The sequence below is a fragment of the Nocardia citri genome (assembly GCF_054065835.1).
On the sequence record NZ_JBSUQM010000014.1, the window covers coordinates 1 to 16,664 of the forward strand.

Below are 16,664 nucleotides of genomic sequence, written 5' to 3' on the forward strand. Positions count from 1 at the left end.
GGATGCAGAGACACTTCGACGCTCGTGGTGTCGAGGAGTTCTCCCTGGACGCGGCGATGGCGTGGGTCGATGATGTGTGCGGCTTCTTCGCCAAGGAACAGGCTGGCACTCTGAAGCAAACCGACGTCTACCTGTTCAGGGTCGCCCAGATGCTGGCCGACTACGCCGTCCATGGCGCGGTCCTGCGCCGCTACAGCCGGTCGGTCAGCAAACTCGACGCCGCCGGCACCGCGACGATCGCCTTGTTCCAGGTGCACCTGCGCTCGACCGGTCGTTCGGTCTCGACGGTGCGGACATACGCAACGCTGGCCGCGGAGTTCCTCGCGTTCACCAACACTCGCGCAGGGCTGGGCTGCTGCGACGCCGCCGTGATCGGCGCGTTCGTCGCCACCCTGACCGGATACCAGGTCAAGACCGTCGAGCAGAAACTGTGCGCGGTCCGGTCGTTCCTGCGGTTCGCCGCCGCGGCGGGCCTGGTCGACGGCGCCTGCCTGGACGCGGTGCCGGCGGCGCGTTCGACCAGACAGGCGCGGATCCCGTCGGTCTGGGATCCCGGTGAGGTGGCCAGGATCGTGGCAGCGATCGACCGCGACAACCCGTGTGGGAAACGCGATTACGCGATCATCCTGCTGATCACCCGGCTCGGTCTGCGCGGAATCGACGTCAAGCGGCTGGAGTTCGCCGACTTCGACTGGCCGGGCAACCGGCTGCTGGTGACCCAAGCCAAGACCGGTCACGAGGTTCGGCTACCGCTACTGAAGGATGTCGGCTGGGCGGTCATCGATTACCTGCGTCACGGCCGCCCGGATTGCGACTGCCCGCAGGTGTTCGTGCGGCACACCGCGCCGATCGGCGCGTTCTCCGACCAGGATCATCTGCATCAGATCCTGGTCAAACACGCTCGGGCAGCACACGTTCCGGTGAGTGAGAAACGCCGCCACGGCATGCACTCGCTGCGCCACACCCTGGCCACTCGGCTGATGGAGGCCGGCACTCCGGTCGAGCAGATCGCCGACATCCTGGGTCATCAATCGGCCGAATCGGCCGGCGTCTACCTGAAATCCTCGCTGAGTCTGCTGGCGCAGTGCGCGCTGGACCCCGACGCACCAGCGGATGGGGCATCGCGATGAACACCGCCGCTATGCCGATGACCGACGCGATCACCGCACTGATCACCGAGAAACGCGCCACCGGTTACAAATACGACGCCGAACAGCGGGTGCTGAACCGGTTCGCCGCGTTCACCGCGGACCGGTTTCCCGGACAGCAGGCACCCACCCAAGCCTCGGTCGAGGCGTGGATCGACGCCGCCCGCCGCCGCGGCGTCGCCCCGGCGACCCTGCACGGTTTGGTCGCGCCGGTGCGGGAACTGGCCCGCTGGATGGGCCGCCGGGGCGCCGCGGCCTACGTCCTGCCCGCCGGGGCGTTGCCCCACCCTGCCCGCTACGTCCCGCACATCTACACCGATTCCGAACTGGCGGCTCTGTTCGGTCGGACCGACCTCTGCCACTACGACTGCCAGGTCCCTTTCCGGCACCTGGTCATGCCGGTACTGTTCCGCACGATCTACGCCTGCGGGCTGCGCGCTTCCGAAGCGCGGCTGCTGCGTTTCGGCGATGTCGACCTCGACGCCGGGGTGCTGACCATCCGCGATGGCAAAGGCGGCAAGGACCGTCAGGTCCCGGTCAGCGCTGGGCTGCGCGACAGGCTGGCCGGCTACCACGCTCACGTCGCCGGGCGCACCGGCGGCGACTGGTTCTTCCCCGGCAGGGCCGGCGCTGCGTTGACGATCGGCAACATCGACAAGAACTTCCGCCGGTTCCTCTGGCAGGCCCGCATCCCGCACGGGGGCCGAGGCCACGGCCCCCGGGTCCATGATCTGCGACACACGATGGCGGTCAACAATCTTCGGTCGTGGTTCGCCCGCGGGATGGACGTCGGCGCGTTGCTGCCGGTCCTGCAGGCTTACATGGGTCACTCCAGCATCGCCGACACCGACTACTACCTGAGGTTGACCGCCGAGTCCTACCCGCACATCACCGCCGCCGTCCAGCGAGCCTACGGCGACATCATCGCGCCGGTCACGCCAGGAGCGGGTCATGGCAACTGATTTCGCGGTGCTGCTGCACCGGTTCCTCACCGCGCATCTGGCCGGGCTGCGCGGCTGTTCACCCCACACCATCGCCTCCTACCGCGACACCTTCAAACTGCTGATCGCCTGGTTCCGCGACAACAGATCCGTCCCGGCCCGAGAGACTCACACTCGACTGCTTCGACGCCGCCGCGGTCACCGGGTTCCTCGACTGGCTCGAAACCGAAAGGCACAACAGCATCTCGACCCGCAACCAGCGCCTCGCCGCGGTCAGCTCGTTCTTCCGGTGGCTGCAATCCCAAGACCCGGCCCGAATGGCCTGCTGTCAGACCATTCTCGCCGTCCCCGCCAAACGCGACGCCCAGCCGCGGGTGAATCACCTGACCGTCGAACAAACCCGCAGCCTGCTCGCCGCACCCGACCGGGCCACCCGGCGAGGCCGCCGCGACGCGACCCTGCTGGCCACGCTCTACGACACCGCCGCCAGGGTTTCCGAATTCGCCGACCTCACCGCCGGCGACATCCGCCTGGCACCCCCGCCGCTGGTGGTGCTGACCGGCAAGGGCTGCAAGACCCGCCACGTCCCGATCGGCGACAACACCGCGGCACTGCTGAACGCCTACCTGACCGAACACAGCCTCGACCGGCCCGGCCACAACGACCACCCGCTGTTCACCAATCAGCATCACCGCAAGCTCAGCCGCGGCGGCGTCGCCTGGATCCTCACCAAATATCAAACCCGCGCCGCAGATCCGGCGCTGGCCGACGCGGATCTCAGCCCGCATATCCTGCGCCACAGCAAGGCGATGCATCTCTACGAGGCAGGCGTGGCGTTACCGTTCATCCGTGACATCCTCGGGCACGTCGATCTGACTACCACCGAGATCTACGCCCGCGCCTCCACCGAGGCCAAACGCAAAGCCCTCGAAGCCGCCTACACCGACATCGTCACCGACGAACTGCCCGAATGGAACCGCGACACCGGACTACTCGACTGGCTCTCCAGTCTGTGAGCCCAACGCCCACCACGAAGGGTTATGCGCAGCGTTCGACCCCGAAATCCACTGTCACCAGCCCACATCCAGCCGCACTGCGCATAACCCTCCTTGTGGGGCACCCTCCTCGGTCGGCGCGAAACGACCTTGATCGACCACGCCGGCGGTCAGCCACTGCCGCACGAGTCCCCTGGCGGGGAACGTGCTGAGCGAGCCGACGATGTGGCCGTGGTCGAGGTGGTCGAACACGGCGGCCAGATCGGCGTCGAGGATCCACACGCGTTTGGCGTCGGTGCGGCTGGCGGTGGTGTGGATAATGGCCACGATGGCGTCATGGCATCCCCGGCCCGGCCGGAACCAATAGGATCTGGGTTCGAACCGGGCCTCCCACTCGGGTTCCAACGCGTTGACTACCAGCGCTTGCAATGCTCGATCAGCGATCACGGGAATCCTCAGTCCGCGGCGGCGTCCGTTGCTTTCGGTATATACACGCCCTTGACCGGCCGCGGCCACCACGCCGTGGTGTCCTGCTGCAGCCAGCCGACCATGTCGGTCTTCTTCTGCTCCGCATCTGTCACCACCTCGCCATCGATCCCGGCGGTCTTGCGGCCTGCGTTGATCTCCGTGACCCGCCGCACCGACATCAGTGCGTTCGCGCGGGAACGAAGCATCAGCTTCTGCAAATTCCGGACCTTCTTCAGGTCCCCTACCTGTGATGCCGCGAAGATCCGCTGCCGCAACCGCCGTACCTGGTCCTCGACCATGCGCCAACTCGCCAGACATCGCGCCGCCCTCGAGGCCGGTGCAGACCCCGCGATGGTCGCCGCGTGGAGCAGCGACATACACCGCGAACGGACAGTCCTGGCCGCTCAACTTACCGCCGCGACGAAATCCGTCAACTGGTCGAGGCACTCGGTGGAATCCTCGCGATCCTGCGGGCCGCCGAACCCGGCGACAAGCTGGAGATATACCGAGAACTAGGGCTGAAACCCACCTACAACCACCACGACCACGCGGTTACCGCCGAGTCGAACCCACGGCCACGGGTTGGCGTACTGTCTGTGTCCGAAGGGGGACTTGAACCCCCACGCCCGATAAAGGGCACTAGCACCTCAAGCTAGCGGGTCTGCCATTCCGCCACCCGGACCGGTGTTGCTGAGCAAGGGTAACGGATGGGTGGGGGAGTTTTGAAATCGGTTGAGTTCACTGGGGGCCGCAACCCGTTCGATCACTGGGCGCCAGGATTCGACGGAGGCGAGTCGTAGGCCGACCACTCTGCCCGCGTCGTCGGCGCGGCGGAGGGCGAGGGCCGCGGTGAAGTCGGGATCGGTTCGGAATTCGGCGATTTCGGCCTCGGTCATGGGGCATCCTTGGGCGCTCAGGGTGCGTCGGCTGGCGGGGGACGGGGTGTGGTGGTGTCGGTGGCGGCCAAGTAGCGTTTGGCGACGACGTGCAGTTCGACCAGTCGGGCGACGCGGTCGCCGAGTAGTGCGCGGATGGCGTTCGCACCGTGCTTGGCGTGGCCCGCATCGTCGCCGGGGGCGAGTTTGTGGCCGATATCGTCTAGGAGTCCGGCGAGTTGGAGTTCTTCGTCGCCCGAATGGGTTCGGCGCAGCAACTCCGCGCATTGCAGGTCGTGGTTCACGATGTCGATGGGTCGGCGCTGCGGTCGGGCATATCCCAGACGTCGGCGCAGTCGGTCAGCAGGTTCAGCAATTCGTCGACGGTGGTGACGGGCACCCAATCTGCGCGGAAGGAATGGTCTAGATGATTGATTCCCGGGGTCAGTGGTCGTAGCAGGTGAGAGATCGGTGGATCCGCTCGCCGATGGTGTCGTTGTGCCAGATGGCTGCGGTCATGGCGAGGATGCGTTGCAGTACCCGCACGACAACGCCGTCGGGGGTGCGTTCACCGTGTCGTTCCAGGTCGAGCTGTCCCTTGAAGGTCTGGTTGATCGATTCGATGATCTGGCGCAGCGGTTTGAACAGTCCGGCACCGGGCCGTTCGGGTTCGCTCTTGCGTGCCGGGCGCAGCAGGCGCATGCCCTTGTCGGCCAGTGCTGTCTCGAACTCCTTGCCGAAGTAGTTCTTGTCGCCGATCAGGGTTTGGCCCGGGCGGTGACCGGCAAGTTCGGGATCGACGGTGAGGATGTCGAGCAGTGTCTGACGTTCGTCGGCCTTGGCCCCGGCTAACGCGAAGCCGACCGGCAGCCCACCGAGGGTGCACACCAGGTGCAGCCGCAGGCCCCAGAAGAAACGGGAATGCGAAGCGCAGTAACCGTATTCGGCCCAGCCCGCCAGATCCGAGCGGCGCACCGTTTCGGTCGATCGGCCGCATTCGACCGGCGTGGAATCGATGACCCACACGTCGTCGGTCCACAGTGTGGTGTCGGCCGCCAGTAGTCGGATCACCGACTTGATCAGCGGCGACGCCTTCCGCAGGCGCTTGTTGTAGCCGGATTGCTGCGGCAGGTACCCGAACAGATGCCCCAGGTGCTTGCGGGCGTGCCGCAACCAGCGGCGCTCGGAGGTGAATCCCAGCAGTGCTTGTATCACCGCCAGGGTCACCAGTTCGGCGTCGGTCAGTTCCGGCTCGAAACCGACACGAGGCCGCCAGGGCGCCAACTCCGGCGAGGTCTTCAGCAGATCATCGGTCCTGACATAGAGTGCAGTTGCGAGGGTGTCCAGGTCTTTCGTCACACATTGATCTTCGACACCCTCGCTTCACATCCGCCCCGCGCCATGCGCGAGTACCCCTGTGCGGCAGCGTGTTTCGTAGCACTCCATGCGCTCACCGGCCAGCGATCGGTGTCCGTGACCGCGGTGGGCGTGCCTCGCGAAATGATCCCGGCACGGTCCGGCATCCACCGACCCCTTGGAATCAATCATCTAGACCATGATGCCGTCCATCCAGCGCTCGGTGGGTTGCGTCCCGGTGGCATTTCGATGAACGCTCCCGGCGGCGGATCGGTTGGGCTCGGCTGAACCCGATCCACGGCGCGTGGTATTCCGACATCGATGTGGCAGGCTGGCCGCATGCGTGTTGCCGTTGTTGCCGGGCCGGATCCCGGCCATGCGTTTCCGGCGCTGGCGCTGTGTGAACGATTCCTGGCCGCCGGTGACGATCCGGTGCTGTTCACCGGACCGCGTTGGTTCGACGCCGCCAAGCAGGCGGGCATCGCGGTACGCAGACTCAAGGGACTCGCGCCGCGCACGGTCGACGACGACAATGATGCCGGTCAGCGCATCCATGAGCGCGCGGCACATATTTCGACCGAAGTCCTGCCCGATCTGAGCGCGATGCTGCCGGAGCTCGTGGTGTCGGATGTGCTGACCGCGGGTGGTGGGATGGCTGCCGAGCGACTCGGGGTCCCATGGGTCGAGCTGTCGCCGCATCCGCTGTACCTGCCGTCGAAAGCGTTGCCGCCCATCGGAAGTGGCCTCGCGCCAGGTGCGGGGGTGCGCGGGCGCCTGCGCGACGGCATGTTGCGCACCATGACCGCTCGCGCCATTCGCAACGGTGTGCGTCAGCGGGAGCGGGCCCGCGAAAGCGTCGGGCTGCCCACTGCCGATCCAGGCCCGGCGGCCCGCCTGATCGCCACCTTGCCCGCACTCGAGGTGCCGCGCCCCGATTGGCCCGAGCGCACCCACATCGTCGGCCCGCTGCTGTGGGAGCCGACTCCGAAAATCCTCGAACCACCGCTCGGTGACGAGCCGCTGGTCGTGGTGGCGCCGTCGACCGCGCACACCGGTGCCGCGGGCATGGTCGAAACGGTGCTGGAAGCATTGGACGGCGCGGGCGTGCGGGTGGCCATTTCCATGCTCGACACTCCGCCCACCGACCTGCCACCGTGGGCAACCGCCGGACTCGGTCGCCAAGACGAACTGCTCACCCACGCCTCGGTCGTGGTGGGTGGCGGCGGCCACGGCCTGCTCGCGAAATCTCTGCTCGCGGGGGTGCCGATCGTCACGGTTCCCGGTGGCGGCGACCAATGGGAGTTGGCCAATCGTGCTGCTCGCCAAGGTGTTTCGATACTGGTCCGTCCGCTGACCGCCGATGCGGTGCGCACCGCGGTCCTCGATCTGCTCAACACACCCGACTACACGACTGCGGCACGGCGAGCGGCCGCGGGTATCGCGGAAGTCGCCGATCCGATCCGCGTCTGCCATGACGTGCGCGGCGTCCGGACCCACTAGCGCAGGCTGACACTGGAACCGGTGCAGATCCGCATCCGGGCTCGCGACAGTCCGGACGGGGTCGATGAGAGGCGGCGGCGGCGCGAGTATCTTGACTACCGTGCGGTTGACCGAGTTCCAGGAGCTGTTGCACACCGAGTTCGGCGTGGCCCGCGGCGATGCGCTGCTCGAGGACCACACCATCCCGGCGCTGGGTGGGCGGACGGGCGCTGCCGCCATCGAGGCGGGCATCGACCCACGTGAGGTGTGGCGCGCGCTGTGCGCGGATTTCGACGTACCGAGATCACGCTGGTGACCGAGCGTAGCGAGGGCACGACAAGCACAGCACCGTCGGTCACGGCGGAGCCGAGCGTCAGCGAGGCGCAGCGGTGACCGAGCACGGACACCGCTTCGACGAGCGGCTGCGCATGATGCCCACCGATCACGCGCAGTTGGCCGCTCGCGTCGCGGCCGCGCGGCCGGTTGACTTCGCCGAATTCCGCAAGATCGGTATCGAGCTGATGCTGCTCGGCCGCTACGCCGAGGCCCTCGATCACCTCGATCGCGCGCTCGAACTCGCCGATAGTGACTATCGCCGGATGTCGGTCTGGATCAATCTCGGCGATGTCTATCGCTACTGGGGTGACACCGTCACCGCCGAAACGCTGTATCGCCGCGCTGTGGACCGAGCCGGCGACCCCGAGGTGCTCTCCTTCGCGCTGCAGCATCTGGGCCAGGCCCTCGCCGAGCAGGGCAGACTGGCCGAGGCCAGGGCGCGGCTCACCGAGGCGCTGAAACTGCGCGTCGTCGAGGGGGATACCGAGCTGATCGAATCCACGCGCACCACCCTCGACCTCCTCGACGACCTGCCGACGACCTTGCCGCCGACGGTCGCCGCACTGCTGGGCGCCGACCCCCTGTGGTCGGCGCAGTACGAGGGGGTGCGCGGCGGTGTCGCGCACGTCAATGGTGCGTACCGGGTCAAGCGGGGACCGCAGGCTGCTGGTGAGTATGCGCGGCTGAATTGGTTGTGTGGCAAGGGTATACAAGTACCGGACGTTGCCGTGTTCGAAGCGGACGTCCTGGTCCTCGCCGACGCGAGGCTACCGAGTCTGGCTGCTGCACCGTCGGAATCGGTGGGCGCGGTCATGGGCGCGCTGCTGCGGCGTCTGCATGACATTCCCGTCGCCGGGTGCCCGTTCGACGGTACGTTGGGTGTCATGCTGTCCCGGGCGCGACGCCGTGTGCTCGAGGGTTTGGTCGATGTCGACGACTTCGATGACGACCATCGAGGGTTGACGCCGGAACAGATCTACCAAAGACTGCTCGACGAACGTCCGCCGGACGAGGATCTTGTTATCGCGCACGGTGATTTCACCCCGTCCAATGTGCTGGACGGTGGTCTGCTGATCGATCTGGGTGGTTTGGGTGTCGCGGATCGATACCGCGACCTGGCCTTGGTCGAGCGCGATCTGCGCGCGGACTTCGATGCCGACCAACTGAGCGCGTTCTACGCCGCCTATGGGCTCGCCGAGCCGGACCGGCGACGCCTGGACTACTACCGACTGCTCGACGAACTCTGCTGAGCTCAGGCCTTTTTCGCGTAATGGCGTGCGGCCTTGGTGCGATTGCCGCAGGTCGCCATCGAATGCCACCGGCGGGTGCCGTTTTTCGAGGTGTCGTAGAAGAACAGCACGCAGTCCGGATGGGCGCACTGGCGGATCCGGTCCGGTGCTTGCGCCAGTAGCCGCAGCAGGCTGTCGGCGGCGAGCCAACCGGGCAGCCATGTGGTTTCGGGTACGTCGACGATATCGGCGGGGCCGGTGTCGGTGAGGGTGCGTCGGATTCGGCCGTGGTCGAGCACTTGGTTGAGCGCGGTGTGCGATGCGTGTTTCACCACGTCGTAGATGGCGGTGCGGGCCGCGAGTACCGCCTGCAGGGTCCGCTCGTCCGCATTCGCACGATCGTCGAGTCCGGCCGAGGTCAACCACACGCCCAGGCTCGCGACATCGGTGAGTAGATCCCGCGGTCCGTCCTGGATCCACCGGGTGTTCAGCAGGTCGAGTGCGAGCGGTTCACCGAGGTGGGGGCGTGGATCGGGCATAACTGAGGGTAACGATCTCCCTCGCGTCGCCAAGGCAACCACCGCCGTTCTAACTAGTGAAATTGATTTTAGAGGTTGACGTGCGCAGTGCTCCTCATTATGTTCTAACTGTTAAAACTCCATATGTCGGCTAAAAAATTCCGAGGAGGATCACGATGACGACAGCCACTACGCCCCGGTTGTCCACCGGGCGCATCGGCCTGAACGTCTCCGACCTGGACCGATCGGCGGACTTCGGCATCCTGATCCCGGACTGGAGTACCGGCGGAACCTGGCAACCCGCCGGAACCGCCTAATTGTCCTGGGCGCCGGTAACCTTCACAGCCGGAGCCCAGTGCTCGATCGACTTCATCATCGCGGAAGTGATCGATGTCCCCGGCGCGGGCTCGCTCCGCTGGGGCGCTGCCGAACTCTCCCGGTCAACCCCTGACCCCGAAACCCGAGAAGGAAATGCCATGCGACCTCCGCTGCCACCGTTCGACCTGGAATCCGCCAAAGCCAAGGTGCGCGCCGCCGAGAATGCCTGGAACACCAGGGATCCCGAGCGTGTCGCCGCCGCGTACACCGAGGATTCGGTGTGGCGCAATCGCGACGAGTTCTTCACCGGCCGCGCCGCCATCGTCGAATTCCTCACCCGGAAATGGTCCATCGAAAACGGGTACGCATTGCGCAAGGACCTCTGGGCGTTCGAAGGCAACCGCATCGCGGTCCGATTCCAGTACGAATGGCACGACGAATCCGGCCAGTGGTGGCGCAGTTACGGCAACGAACAGTGGGAGTTCACCCCGGAAGGCCTGATGTCGCGCCGCGAGGCCAGCATCAACGATGTCCGCATCGCCGAATCCGACCGCCGCATTCTCGGCCCGCGCCCGGAAGGCGACGAATCCGTTATGCCGCAACAGTAATCGGCGGGTATCGGGTACCCCATCGCCAGGCCGGGGACCCTGTGCGGGGGTGCCCGGTCCGATCCGGGCCTTGATGGCGATCGCTCTGATGGCGTCGTCGATGTGTCGCGATACCGCGCACCTGTACCGGTACGTCAACCAGCGGCTGGGTGCACTCGATGGGGTCGCGGATGTGGGGTGATGCCGGCGTTGTGGGTGCGCAGGCGGGCGCAGACATTGCTGGACAGTGATCGGATCTCGCTGGTCCGGTGAGGTCGGGTGTTCGGCGCCCGGAAAGGAGCTGCAAGCGGCCGTAGCGCGGCGGTTGCCGGGTCCGGAAAGTTCGCGGCGCGTGTTGTCGGGCGCGTCGCTTGACTCGAACACCTGTTCGTCTAGGCTGGTCGCCAGAACGTGTCGGTGCTGCCCTCTAATGTGGGCGCCAACCAAGAACGAGACTTACCCGTCGAAAAGGGGATCAGGATATGGCACCACAGGCGTACGACCGTGATAAGGCGCTCGAGCTGGCGCTGGCTCAGGTCGAGAAGAGCTTTGGTAAGGGCGCGGTCATGCGTCTCGGCGAGGAGGCGCGCCAGCCTATTTCGGTGATCCCTACCGGATCCATCGCCCTGGACGTGGCGCTCGGCATCGGCGGTTTGCCGCGCGGCCGCATCGTCGAGGTCTACGGTCCGGAATCCTCGGGTAAGACGACCGTCGCACTGCATGCGGTGGCCAATGCCCAGGCTGCGGGCGGCGTCGCCGCCTTCATCGACGCCGAGCACGCGCTCGATCCCGATTACGCTCGCAAGCTGGGTGTCGACACCGATGCACTGCTCGTCTCCCAACCCGATACCGGTGAGCAGGCGCTGGAAATCGCCGACATGCTGGTGCGTTCGGGCGCGATCGACATCATCGTCATCGACTCGGTGGCCGCGCTGGTACCGCGCGCCGAAATCGAGGGCGAGATGGGTGACAGCCACGTCGGTCTGCAGGCGCGTCTGATGAGCCAGGCGTTGCGCAAGATGACCGGTGCGCTGAACAGCTCCGGCACCACCGCCATCTTCATCAACCAGCTGCGCGAGAAGATCGGCGTGATGTTCGGCTCACCCGAGACCACGACCGGTGGTAAGGCGCTGAAGTTCTACGCCTCGGTGCGTCTGGATGTGCGCCGCATCGAGACGCTCAAGGACGGCAGCGATGCGGTCGGTAACCGCACCCGCGTGAAGGTCGTGAAGAACAAGGTCTCGCCGCCGTTCAAGCAGGCCGAATTCGACATCCTCTACGGCCAGGGCATTTCCAAGGAGGGCTCGCTCATCGATATGGGTGTCGAGCATGGCTTCATCCGCAAGTCCGGCTCCTGGTACACCTACGAGGGTGATCAGCTCGGCCAGGGCAAGGAAAACGCCCGCAAGTTCCTGCTGGAGAACACCGATGTCCGCGACGAGGTCGAGAAGAAGATCAAGGAAAAGCTCGGCATCGGCGCCGACGTGACCGCCGATGGTGCGGCCACCGAGGTCCCCGCCGACTTCTGATCCGATGACCCCTCGGCGCCCAGCCCCACCTGCCATCCGGTCCGCACCCGATATAACGCGGCCCGACCCGGTAACCGAGGCACGCCGTCGCCTGAGCGAACTCCTCTCCGCCTCAGGCCGCCCACCCATCCCAACCCCCACCGGTTCGGGCTCGGATGGGGCCGAACCGGATCGGGTGCGGTGGTCCGAGATCGACTCGGCGGTCGACGGTGTCCGTTCGGATGTGCCCGAGCTAGGGCGTGGCCGGTGGTCCGAGGGCGGCTCGGACGCCGACGGGTTTCGTTCAGATGAGCCCGGGCGAGACCAGCGATCCGCTGTTGATGCGGAGGCTGCGGAGTTCCGGCCGAACGAGCCCGAGTTGGACCGCAGGCGGTGGTCCGAGAAGGTTGCAGCGGAGGCTGGATCTCGGGCGGCTGAGGGCGAGGCAGGCCGATGGACTGCGGGGGAGACGGAGAACTCGAGATTTCGGGTTAGCGGACAGGGGGGTAGGCGAGTCCGGTCGGCCGAAGGTGGTTTGGCCGATTCGGACATCATGGGAACTCGGTCGAGCGCGCCCGATCCGCAGCGGGCGCGCTCGACCGGGTCCCGGCGCAACGACGACTCCCACTCGGCTGACTTCCGGAGTTCCGAAGGCCGATGGGCGGATCCAGTGGCGGCTGGATTCGAGGAGGGTGCGGAACAAACAGGTGCCGTTGCTTCTCGTACAGGCGGGAATGATCCGCGGTCCCGTGCGGAGCGCACTCCCCGAGGCGGGACGGTCGAGCAGGCGAAGGAGGTGTGTCTTCGCCTGCTCGCCGTCCGCGCCCGCAGCCGCGCCGAACTAGCGCAGCGTCTCGCGGCCAAGGGCTTTACGCCCGAAGTCACCGAATGTGCCCTCGATCGCTTCACCGAGGTCGGCCTGGTCGACGACGCCGCCTTCGCCGAACAGTGGGTCCACTCGCGCCACACCTTCTCCGGCAAGGGCCGACAAGCTCTCGCCCAGGAACTTCGCCGCAAGGGCGTATCCCAATCCGACGCCACCTCGGCCCTCGACGCCATTACCGCCGATGACGAGGAACAACGCGCCGCCGAACTGGTTCGCCGCAAACTGCGCACCATGCCCACAAACCTGGATCGCGACAAAGCGATCCGCCGCCTCGTAGCCATGCTCGCCCGCCGCGGCTACAACCAATCCACCGCCTTCACCGTGGTGAAAGCCGAACTGGCACAGACACAGTTCGACGCACCGGACTTCGAGTGAGCCTCGATCACGCGCGGCAGTAATACGCCGTGCGAATTGCCTCGGAGATGGTTGCTGCATCGAGCGCACTTCACGAGGCTGGGCTGCGATAAGGCTGTGTGCCCTGTGCCGGTCTCCGGCTGTGTGCCCCTGCCGGACCACTGCGGCGACAGTTGCCCGAGAATGGGTCTGAGCGCGCACTTTTCCGCGAAATTCGGCGATTTCTGCCGGATACAGCCGAGAAGTGCACGCTCGGACCGCTGGACTCACGGCTTCTGCGTGATATCCATCCCCGGAGTCGCATCGGTCAGAATCGAATCGGCCGCCACGACGGCCGCACCCTTGGCCCGCTTGCGCGAGCGCAACCGCTGCTCCAGCTTATTGGCCACGATCGTCAATGTGCTGTTCAGCAGAATCATCACGACGGCGACAACCATCAGGGCGGGCACCGTATTGCGTTCGGCCGCACCGAGTTGCGAGCCCTGACGCACGATCTCGAGGTAGGTGATCTGATACCCGAGCGCCGAATCCTTCAGCGCCACAACCATTTGCGAGATCAATGCGGGCAGCATGGCGGTAATCGCCTGCGGCAGCAGAATCAACCGCATCAGCTGCCCCTTGCGCAGACCCAGCGCCACGGCCGCCTCGGTCTGTCCCTTCGGCAGCGATTTGATGCCCGCGCGCACGATTTCGGCGATGACCGAACCGTTGTAGACGGTCAGTGCGATCACCACGGCCCATAGCGCGAGCTGATCGACCTTGAACACCTTGTAATCGGAGAACACGTAGAACAGGAAGATCATCAGGATCAGCACCGGAATAGCCCGGGCCACCTCGACGATCGCGCCCGCCACCCAGCGCACTACTCGGTGATCCGATAAGCGCAGGATTCCGAAGACCATACCGATCACCAGCGCGAACACGATCGACAGCAGCGCCGCGACCAGGGTGCCGCGCAGACCGGGCAGCAGATAGGTCTTCCAGATATCCGCCTCGATGAACGGCTTCCACTTCTGCGCGGCGAACTGTCCCTTATCGGCGAAGCCGCGGTAGAACACCCAGCCGAGTGCCAGCACCGCGACAATCGCTATGACGGAATAGATCTGATTTCGAATGCGCGCGCGGGGCCCCGGCGCATCGAAAAGAACCGAAGCACTCATCGAGCCACCTCGAATCGCTTCGCCAACCAGCCGAACAACAGGCCGGTCGGCAAGGTCAGGATGACGAAGCCGAGTGCGAAGATGAAGCCGATGGTGATCAGTGCGGCCTCGTTCTCGTTCATCTTGGCCATGAGAGTCGCGGCCTCGGCGACGCCGATCGCCGAGGCGATCGTGGAGTTCTTGGTGAGCGCGATCAGCACGCTGCCGAGCGGGGCGATGACCGAGCGAAATGCCTGCGGAAGCACCACGATTCGCAGATTCTGGGTGAAGGTGAAGCCCAGTGAACGGCCCGCCTCGGACTGGCCCATGGGCACGGTGTTGATACCCGCGCGCAACGACTCGCACACGAATGCCGCAGTGTAAATGCTGAGTCCGAGTACGGCGTAGCGGAAGTTGTTCTGCGCCAGCGAGTTCGGCCCCTCAGGTGCCAGCTTCCAGCCCATGGTCGAGTAGAGGCCCAGTGAACAGAACACAATGATCAGCGTCAGTGGGGTATTGCGGAAGATGGTGACGTAGGCGGCGCCGAGAAGACGGGCGACCGGCACGGGGGACACGCGCATCGCGGCGACGAATGTGCCCAGGATCAGGGCGAGGACCGCCGCCGACGCGGTCAATTCGATGGTCACCCAGAAGGCGCCGAGGACGTCATACCTCGAGATCAGGTCGAACACGGTGCTCGCGTCCCTCCGATCGGGTTATGCGGCGGCCGGAGATCGTCCTTCCGCGCGCCATGGACAGATTGCTCGTAGCGAAGAGATCGGGTGGCCCGTGCGGGCCACCCGATCACGAATCTCAGTACCGGTTCACCGTCGGCGGCGTGGGCGCCTGGTAGCCGGAGGCGCCGACCGTGGAGTCGAACGCCTTCTTCCACGAGCCGTCGGCGATCATGGCTTCGATCGCGTCATTGACCTTGTCGCGCAGCTCTTTATCGCCCTTCTTCAGGCCGATGCCGTAGTTCTCCGTGGTGAACGGCTTGCCGACGACCTTGAACGTGCCCGCGCTCTGCGCGGCGTAACCGGCCAGAATGATGTCGTCGGTGGTCACCGCGTCGTACGAACCGGCCTGCAGTCCCTCGAGGCACAGCGAGTAGGTGTCGTTGGTCTGCAGCTGCGTGGCGGGGTAATTCTTCTCGATGTTCTGGGCCGGGGTCGAGCCCTTCACCGAGCAGACCTTCTTACCCTTCAGATCATCGGGACCATTGATGCTGTTGTTGTCGGCCTTCACCAACAGCGACTGGCCCGCAACGTAATACGGCCCCGCGAAGTCGACCTTCTGCTTGCGCGCGTCAGTGATCGAGTAGGTCGCGACGATGTAGTCGACCTGACCGTTCTCGATCAGGGTCTCGCGCTGACCGGACGGGGACTCCTTGAACGTGATGTTCTCCGGCTTCACGCCGAGTTTGCCCGCGACGTACTCGGCGACCTCGACGTCGAAGCCGCTGTAGGAGCCGTCCTTATTGCGCAGGCCGAGGCCCGGCTGATCGAATTTGATACCGACGGTGAGCTTTCCGTCCTTGGCATTGTCGAGCGCGGACTTATCGCTACCACCGCCACAGGCGGCGGTTGTGGCGGCCAGCGTCAGGGCTATCGCCCCGATGCCGAGTCGAAGTGAACGGTTGATCCTCATCGAGTTCCTTCTCCCTCTGGTGTTTTCGGTGGCCGAGGTCTTACGGTTGCGGTGACTACTCGGTTCAGTGGCTCAGAATCTTGCCGAGGAAATCCTTGGCGCGCTCGGACTTCGGCGCGGTGAAGAACACCTCGGGGGTGTCGTCCTCGACGATCAGCCCGTCCGCCATGAACAGCACCCGATTACCCGCCTTGCGCGCGAAGCCCATCTCGTGGGTGACGACCAGCATCGTCATCCCCTCCTTGGCCAGCGAAACCATCACATCGAGCACCTCATTGACCATCTCCGGGTCCAGCGCCGAGGTCGGCTCGTCGAACAGCATCACCTTCGGACTCATCGCCAGCGCGCGGGCGATGGCCACGCGCTGCTGCTGGCCACCGGAAAGCTGCGCCGGGTATTTGTCGGCCTGATCGGCGATCCCTACGCGCTCGAGCAGTTCCATCGCGCGCTTGCGAGCGTCCTCCTTTTTCACCTTGCGAACCTTCAGCGGCGCGAGCATCACATTCTCGATGATCGTTTTGTGCGCGAAGAGGTTGAACGATTGGAACACCATGCCGACATCGGCGCGCAGTGCGGCAAGCGCGCGGCCCTCGGCGGGCAGTGGTACGCCGTCGATGGCGATATCGCCGGAATCGATCGGCTCCAGTCGGTTGATGGTGCGGCACAGCGTCGACTTCCCGGACCCGGAAGGACCCAGCACGATGACGACCTGCCCCCTGGGGACTTCGAGGTTGATATCACGCAGTACATGCAGGTCCCCGAAGTGCTTGTCCACATTGCGCATTGAAATCATCGGCGCGCTTGTGGCGGTAGTGCCCTCATCAGAACTAGCTGCCCCGGTGTTGGCCAACCCGATTGTGTCGGGTGCGGTGGCGTCGTC

The 16,664-nt window shown here is 65.6% G+C and carries 20 protein-coding genes and 1 tRNA gene; 10 read left to right on the forward strand and 11 right to left on the reverse strand.

From position 1 onward, the window contains the following. The 3 genes from ACW2Q0_RS19515 to ACW2Q0_RS19525 all read left to right on the forward strand — a co-directional run. A partial coding sequence (locus tag ACW2Q0_RS19515; RefSeq protein ID WP_457192132.1) for a site-specific integrase occupies nucleotides 1-1,130 on the forward strand: 1,130 nt, incomplete at its 5' end. After that, the gene (locus ACW2Q0_RS19520) at nucleotides 1,127-2,110 is read left to right on the forward strand and encodes a tyrosine-type recombinase/integrase (RefSeq protein WP_457192134.1); all 984 of its coding nucleotides are present in this window, start codon (nucleotides 1,127-1,129) and stop codon (nucleotides 2,108-2,110) included. The genes ACW2Q0_RS19515 and ACW2Q0_RS19520, both read left to right, overlap by 4 nt. Before the next feature lie 296 nt (nucleotides 2,111-2,406). Next, entirely contained in the window at nucleotides 2,407-3,105 is a 699-nt protein-coding gene (locus ACW2Q0_RS19525; RefSeq protein ID WP_457192136.1) for a tyrosine-type recombinase/integrase, read from the forward strand. A gap of 54 nt (nucleotides 3,106-3,159) precedes the next feature. Here ACW2Q0_RS19525 and ACW2Q0_RS19530 read toward each other — a convergent pair whose 3' ends face one another. The 6 genes from ACW2Q0_RS19530 to ACW2Q0_RS19555 all read right to left on the reverse strand — a co-directional run bounded on the left by ACW2Q0_RS19530 (nucleotide 3,160) and on the right by ACW2Q0_RS19555 (nucleotide 5,786). Next, entirely contained in the window at nucleotides 3,160-3,531 is a 372-nt protein-coding gene (locus ACW2Q0_RS19530; RefSeq protein ID WP_457192139.1) for a reverse transcriptase/maturase family protein, read from the reverse strand. Nucleotides 3,532-3,539: 8 nt separating this feature from the next. Then, the gene (locus ACW2Q0_RS19535) at nucleotides 3,540-3,851 is read right to left on the reverse strand and encodes a reverse transcriptase N-terminal domain-containing protein (RefSeq protein WP_457192141.1); all 312 of its coding nucleotides are present in this window, start codon (nucleotides 3,849-3,851) and stop codon (nucleotides 3,540-3,542) included. A 298-nt stretch (nucleotides 3,852-4,149) separates the two neighbouring features. Continuing rightward, nucleotides 4,150-4,234 (reverse strand) — tRNA-Leu (locus ACW2Q0_RS19540). Next, nucleotides 4,200-4,448 carry a hypothetical protein gene (locus ACW2Q0_RS19545; protein WP_457192143.1) on the reverse strand — a complete coding sequence of 83 codons (249 nt, stop codon included), beginning with the start codon at nucleotides 4,446-4,448 and terminating at the stop codon, nucleotides 4,200-4,202. The genes ACW2Q0_RS19540 and ACW2Q0_RS19545 overlap by 35 nt, the downstream gene beginning before the upstream one ends. 17 nt (nucleotides 4,449-4,465) lie before the next feature. Then, the gene (locus ACW2Q0_RS19550; protein ID WP_457192145.1) at nucleotides 4,466-4,732 is read right to left on the reverse strand and encodes a hypothetical protein; all 267 of its coding nucleotides are present in this window, start codon (nucleotides 4,730-4,732) and stop codon (nucleotides 4,466-4,468) included. Nucleotides 4,733-4,871: 139 nt separating this feature from the next. After that, nucleotides 4,872-5,786, reverse strand: coding sequence for an IS982 family transposase (locus ACW2Q0_RS19555; RefSeq protein ID WP_457192147.1), 915 nt, complete (start codon nucleotides 5,784-5,786; stop codon nucleotides 4,872-4,874). 336 nt (nucleotides 5,787-6,122) lie between these two features. Between ACW2Q0_RS19555 and ACW2Q0_RS19560 the strand changes: the two genes are divergently transcribed. The 3 genes from ACW2Q0_RS19560 (at nucleotide 6,123) to ACW2Q0_RS19570 (ending at nucleotide 8,848) form a co-directional block, all read left to right on the forward strand. Continuing rightward, nucleotides 6,123-7,283 carry a glycosyltransferase gene (locus ACW2Q0_RS19560; RefSeq protein ID WP_457192149.1) on the forward strand — a complete coding sequence of 387 codons (1,161 nt, stop codon included), beginning with the start codon at nucleotides 6,123-6,125 and terminating at the stop codon, nucleotides 7,281-7,283. A gap of 100 nt (nucleotides 7,284-7,383) precedes the next feature. Further along, nucleotides 7,384-7,578 (forward strand): DUF3046 domain-containing protein, encoded by a 195-nt coding sequence (locus ACW2Q0_RS19565; RefSeq protein ID WP_457192151.1) that lies wholly within the window; start codon nucleotides 7,384-7,386, stop codon nucleotides 7,576-7,578. 73 nt (nucleotides 7,579-7,651) lie between these two features. Then, entirely contained in the window at nucleotides 7,652-8,848 is a 1,197-nt protein-coding gene (locus ACW2Q0_RS19570; protein WP_457192153.1) for a phosphotransferase, read from the forward strand. 2 nt (nucleotides 8,849-8,850) lie between these two features. On the opposite strand, the gene ACW2Q0_RS19575 is transcribed toward ACW2Q0_RS19570, so the two are convergent. After that, complete coding sequence (locus ACW2Q0_RS19575; protein ID WP_457192155.1) at nucleotides 8,851-9,366, reverse strand: CGNR zinc finger domain-containing protein; 516 nt, start codon at nucleotides 9,364-9,366, stop codon at nucleotides 8,851-8,853. A 155-nt stretch (nucleotides 9,367-9,521) separates the two neighbouring features. Here ACW2Q0_RS19575 and ACW2Q0_RS19580 point away from each other — a divergent pair, with 155 nt between their 5' ends. The 4 genes from ACW2Q0_RS19580 (at nucleotide 9,522) to recX (ending at nucleotide 13,019) form a co-directional block, all read left to right on the forward strand. Beyond that, nucleotides 9,522-9,662 (forward strand): hypothetical protein, encoded by a 141-nt coding sequence (locus ACW2Q0_RS19580; RefSeq protein ID WP_457192157.1) that lies wholly within the window; start codon nucleotides 9,522-9,524, stop codon nucleotides 9,660-9,662. Between the two features lie 159 nt (nucleotides 9,663-9,821). Further along, nucleotides 9,822-10,271: a nuclear transport factor 2 family protein gene (locus tag ACW2Q0_RS19585; protein WP_457192159.1), complete on the forward strand. Its 450-nt coding sequence runs from the start codon at nucleotides 9,822-9,824 to the stop codon at nucleotides 10,269-10,271. A gap of 461 nt (nucleotides 10,272-10,732) precedes the next feature. Beyond that, nucleotides 10,733-11,779 (forward strand): recombinase RecA, encoded by a 1,047-nt coding sequence (recA, locus tag ACW2Q0_RS19590; protein WP_457192161.1) that lies wholly within the window; start codon nucleotides 10,733-10,735, stop codon nucleotides 11,777-11,779. A 649-nt stretch (nucleotides 11,780-12,428) separates the two neighbouring features. Beyond that, complete coding sequence (gene recX, locus ACW2Q0_RS19595) at nucleotides 12,429-13,019, forward strand: recombination regulator RecX (RefSeq protein ID WP_457192163.1); 591 nt, start codon at nucleotides 12,429-12,431, stop codon at nucleotides 13,017-13,019. Nucleotides 13,020-13,264: 245 nt separating this feature from the next. Here recX and ACW2Q0_RS19600 read toward each other — a convergent pair whose 3' ends face one another. From ACW2Q0_RS19600 to ACW2Q0_RS19615, 4 genes are all read right to left on the reverse strand, one after another. After that, a complete protein-coding gene (locus ACW2Q0_RS19600; protein WP_457192165.1) occupies nucleotides 13,265-14,158 on the reverse strand; it encodes an amino acid ABC transporter permease in 894 nt (297 codons plus the stop codon). Then, nucleotides 14,155-14,829: an amino acid ABC transporter permease gene (locus tag ACW2Q0_RS19605; protein WP_457192167.1), complete on the reverse strand. Its 675-nt coding sequence runs from the start codon at nucleotides 14,827-14,829 to the stop codon at nucleotides 14,155-14,157. The genes ACW2Q0_RS19600 and ACW2Q0_RS19605 overlap by 4 nt, the downstream gene beginning before the upstream one ends. Before the next feature lie 121 nt (nucleotides 14,830-14,950). After that, nucleotides 14,951-15,784 (reverse strand): glutamate ABC transporter substrate-binding protein, encoded by an 834-nt coding sequence (locus ACW2Q0_RS19610; RefSeq protein ID WP_457192169.1) that lies wholly within the window; start codon nucleotides 15,782-15,784, stop codon nucleotides 14,951-14,953. A 64-nt stretch (nucleotides 15,785-15,848) separates the two neighbouring features. Further along, complete coding sequence (locus ACW2Q0_RS19615; RefSeq protein ID WP_457192330.1) at nucleotides 15,849-16,577, reverse strand: amino acid ABC transporter ATP-binding protein; 729 nt, start codon at nucleotides 16,575-16,577, stop codon at nucleotides 15,849-15,851. Between the last annotated feature and the right edge of the window lie 87 nt (nucleotides 16,578-16,664).

Excerpts from the sequence above, each read along its gene's own strand:
- ACW2Q0_RS19545 (WP_457192143.1), bottom strand. The coding sequence starts at position 4,448 with ATGACCGAGGCCGAAATCGCCGAATTCCGAACCGATCCCGACTTCACC.
- ACW2Q0_RS19610 (WP_457192169.1), bottom strand. The coding sequence starts at position 15,784 with ATGAGGATCAACCGTTCACTTCGACTCGGCATCGGGGCGATAGCCCTG.
- ACW2Q0_RS19525 (WP_457192136.1), top strand. The coding sequence starts at position 2,407 with ATGGCCTGCTGTCAGACCATTCTCGCCGTCCCCGCCAAACGCGACGCC.
- ACW2Q0_RS19520 (WP_457192134.1), top strand. The coding sequence starts at position 1,127 with ATGAACACCGCCGCTATGCCGATGACCGACGCGATCACCGCACTGATC.
- ACW2Q0_RS19560 (WP_457192149.1), top strand. The coding sequence starts at position 6,123 with ATGCGTGTTGCCGTTGTTGCCGGGCCGGATCCCGGCCATGCGTTTCCG.
- ACW2Q0_RS19535 (WP_457192141.1), bottom strand. The coding sequence starts at position 3,851 with ATGGTCGAGGACCAGGTACGGCGGTTGCGGCAGCGGATCTTCGCGGCA.
- ACW2Q0_RS19615 (WP_457192330.1), bottom strand. The coding sequence starts at position 16,577 with ATGATTTCAATGCGCAATGTGGACAAGCACTTCGGGGACCTGCATGTA.
- ACW2Q0_RS19600 (WP_457192165.1), bottom strand. The coding sequence starts at position 14,158 with ATGAGTGCTTCGGTTCTTTTCGATGCGCCGGGGCCCCGCGCGCGCATT.
- recA (WP_457192161.1), top strand. The coding sequence starts at position 10,733 with ATGGCACCACAGGCGTACGACCGTGATAAGGCGCTCGAGCTGGCGCTG.
- ACW2Q0_RS19575 (WP_457192155.1), bottom strand. The coding sequence starts at position 9,366 with ATGCCCGATCCACGCCCCCACCTCGGTGAACCGCTCGCACTCGACCTG.
- ACW2Q0_RS19585 (WP_457192159.1), top strand. The coding sequence starts at position 9,822 with ATGCGACCTCCGCTGCCACCGTTCGACCTGGAATCCGCCAAAGCCAAG.
- ACW2Q0_RS19580 (WP_457192157.1), top strand. The coding sequence starts at position 9,522 with ATGACGACAGCCACTACGCCCCGGTTGTCCACCGGGCGCATCGGCCTG.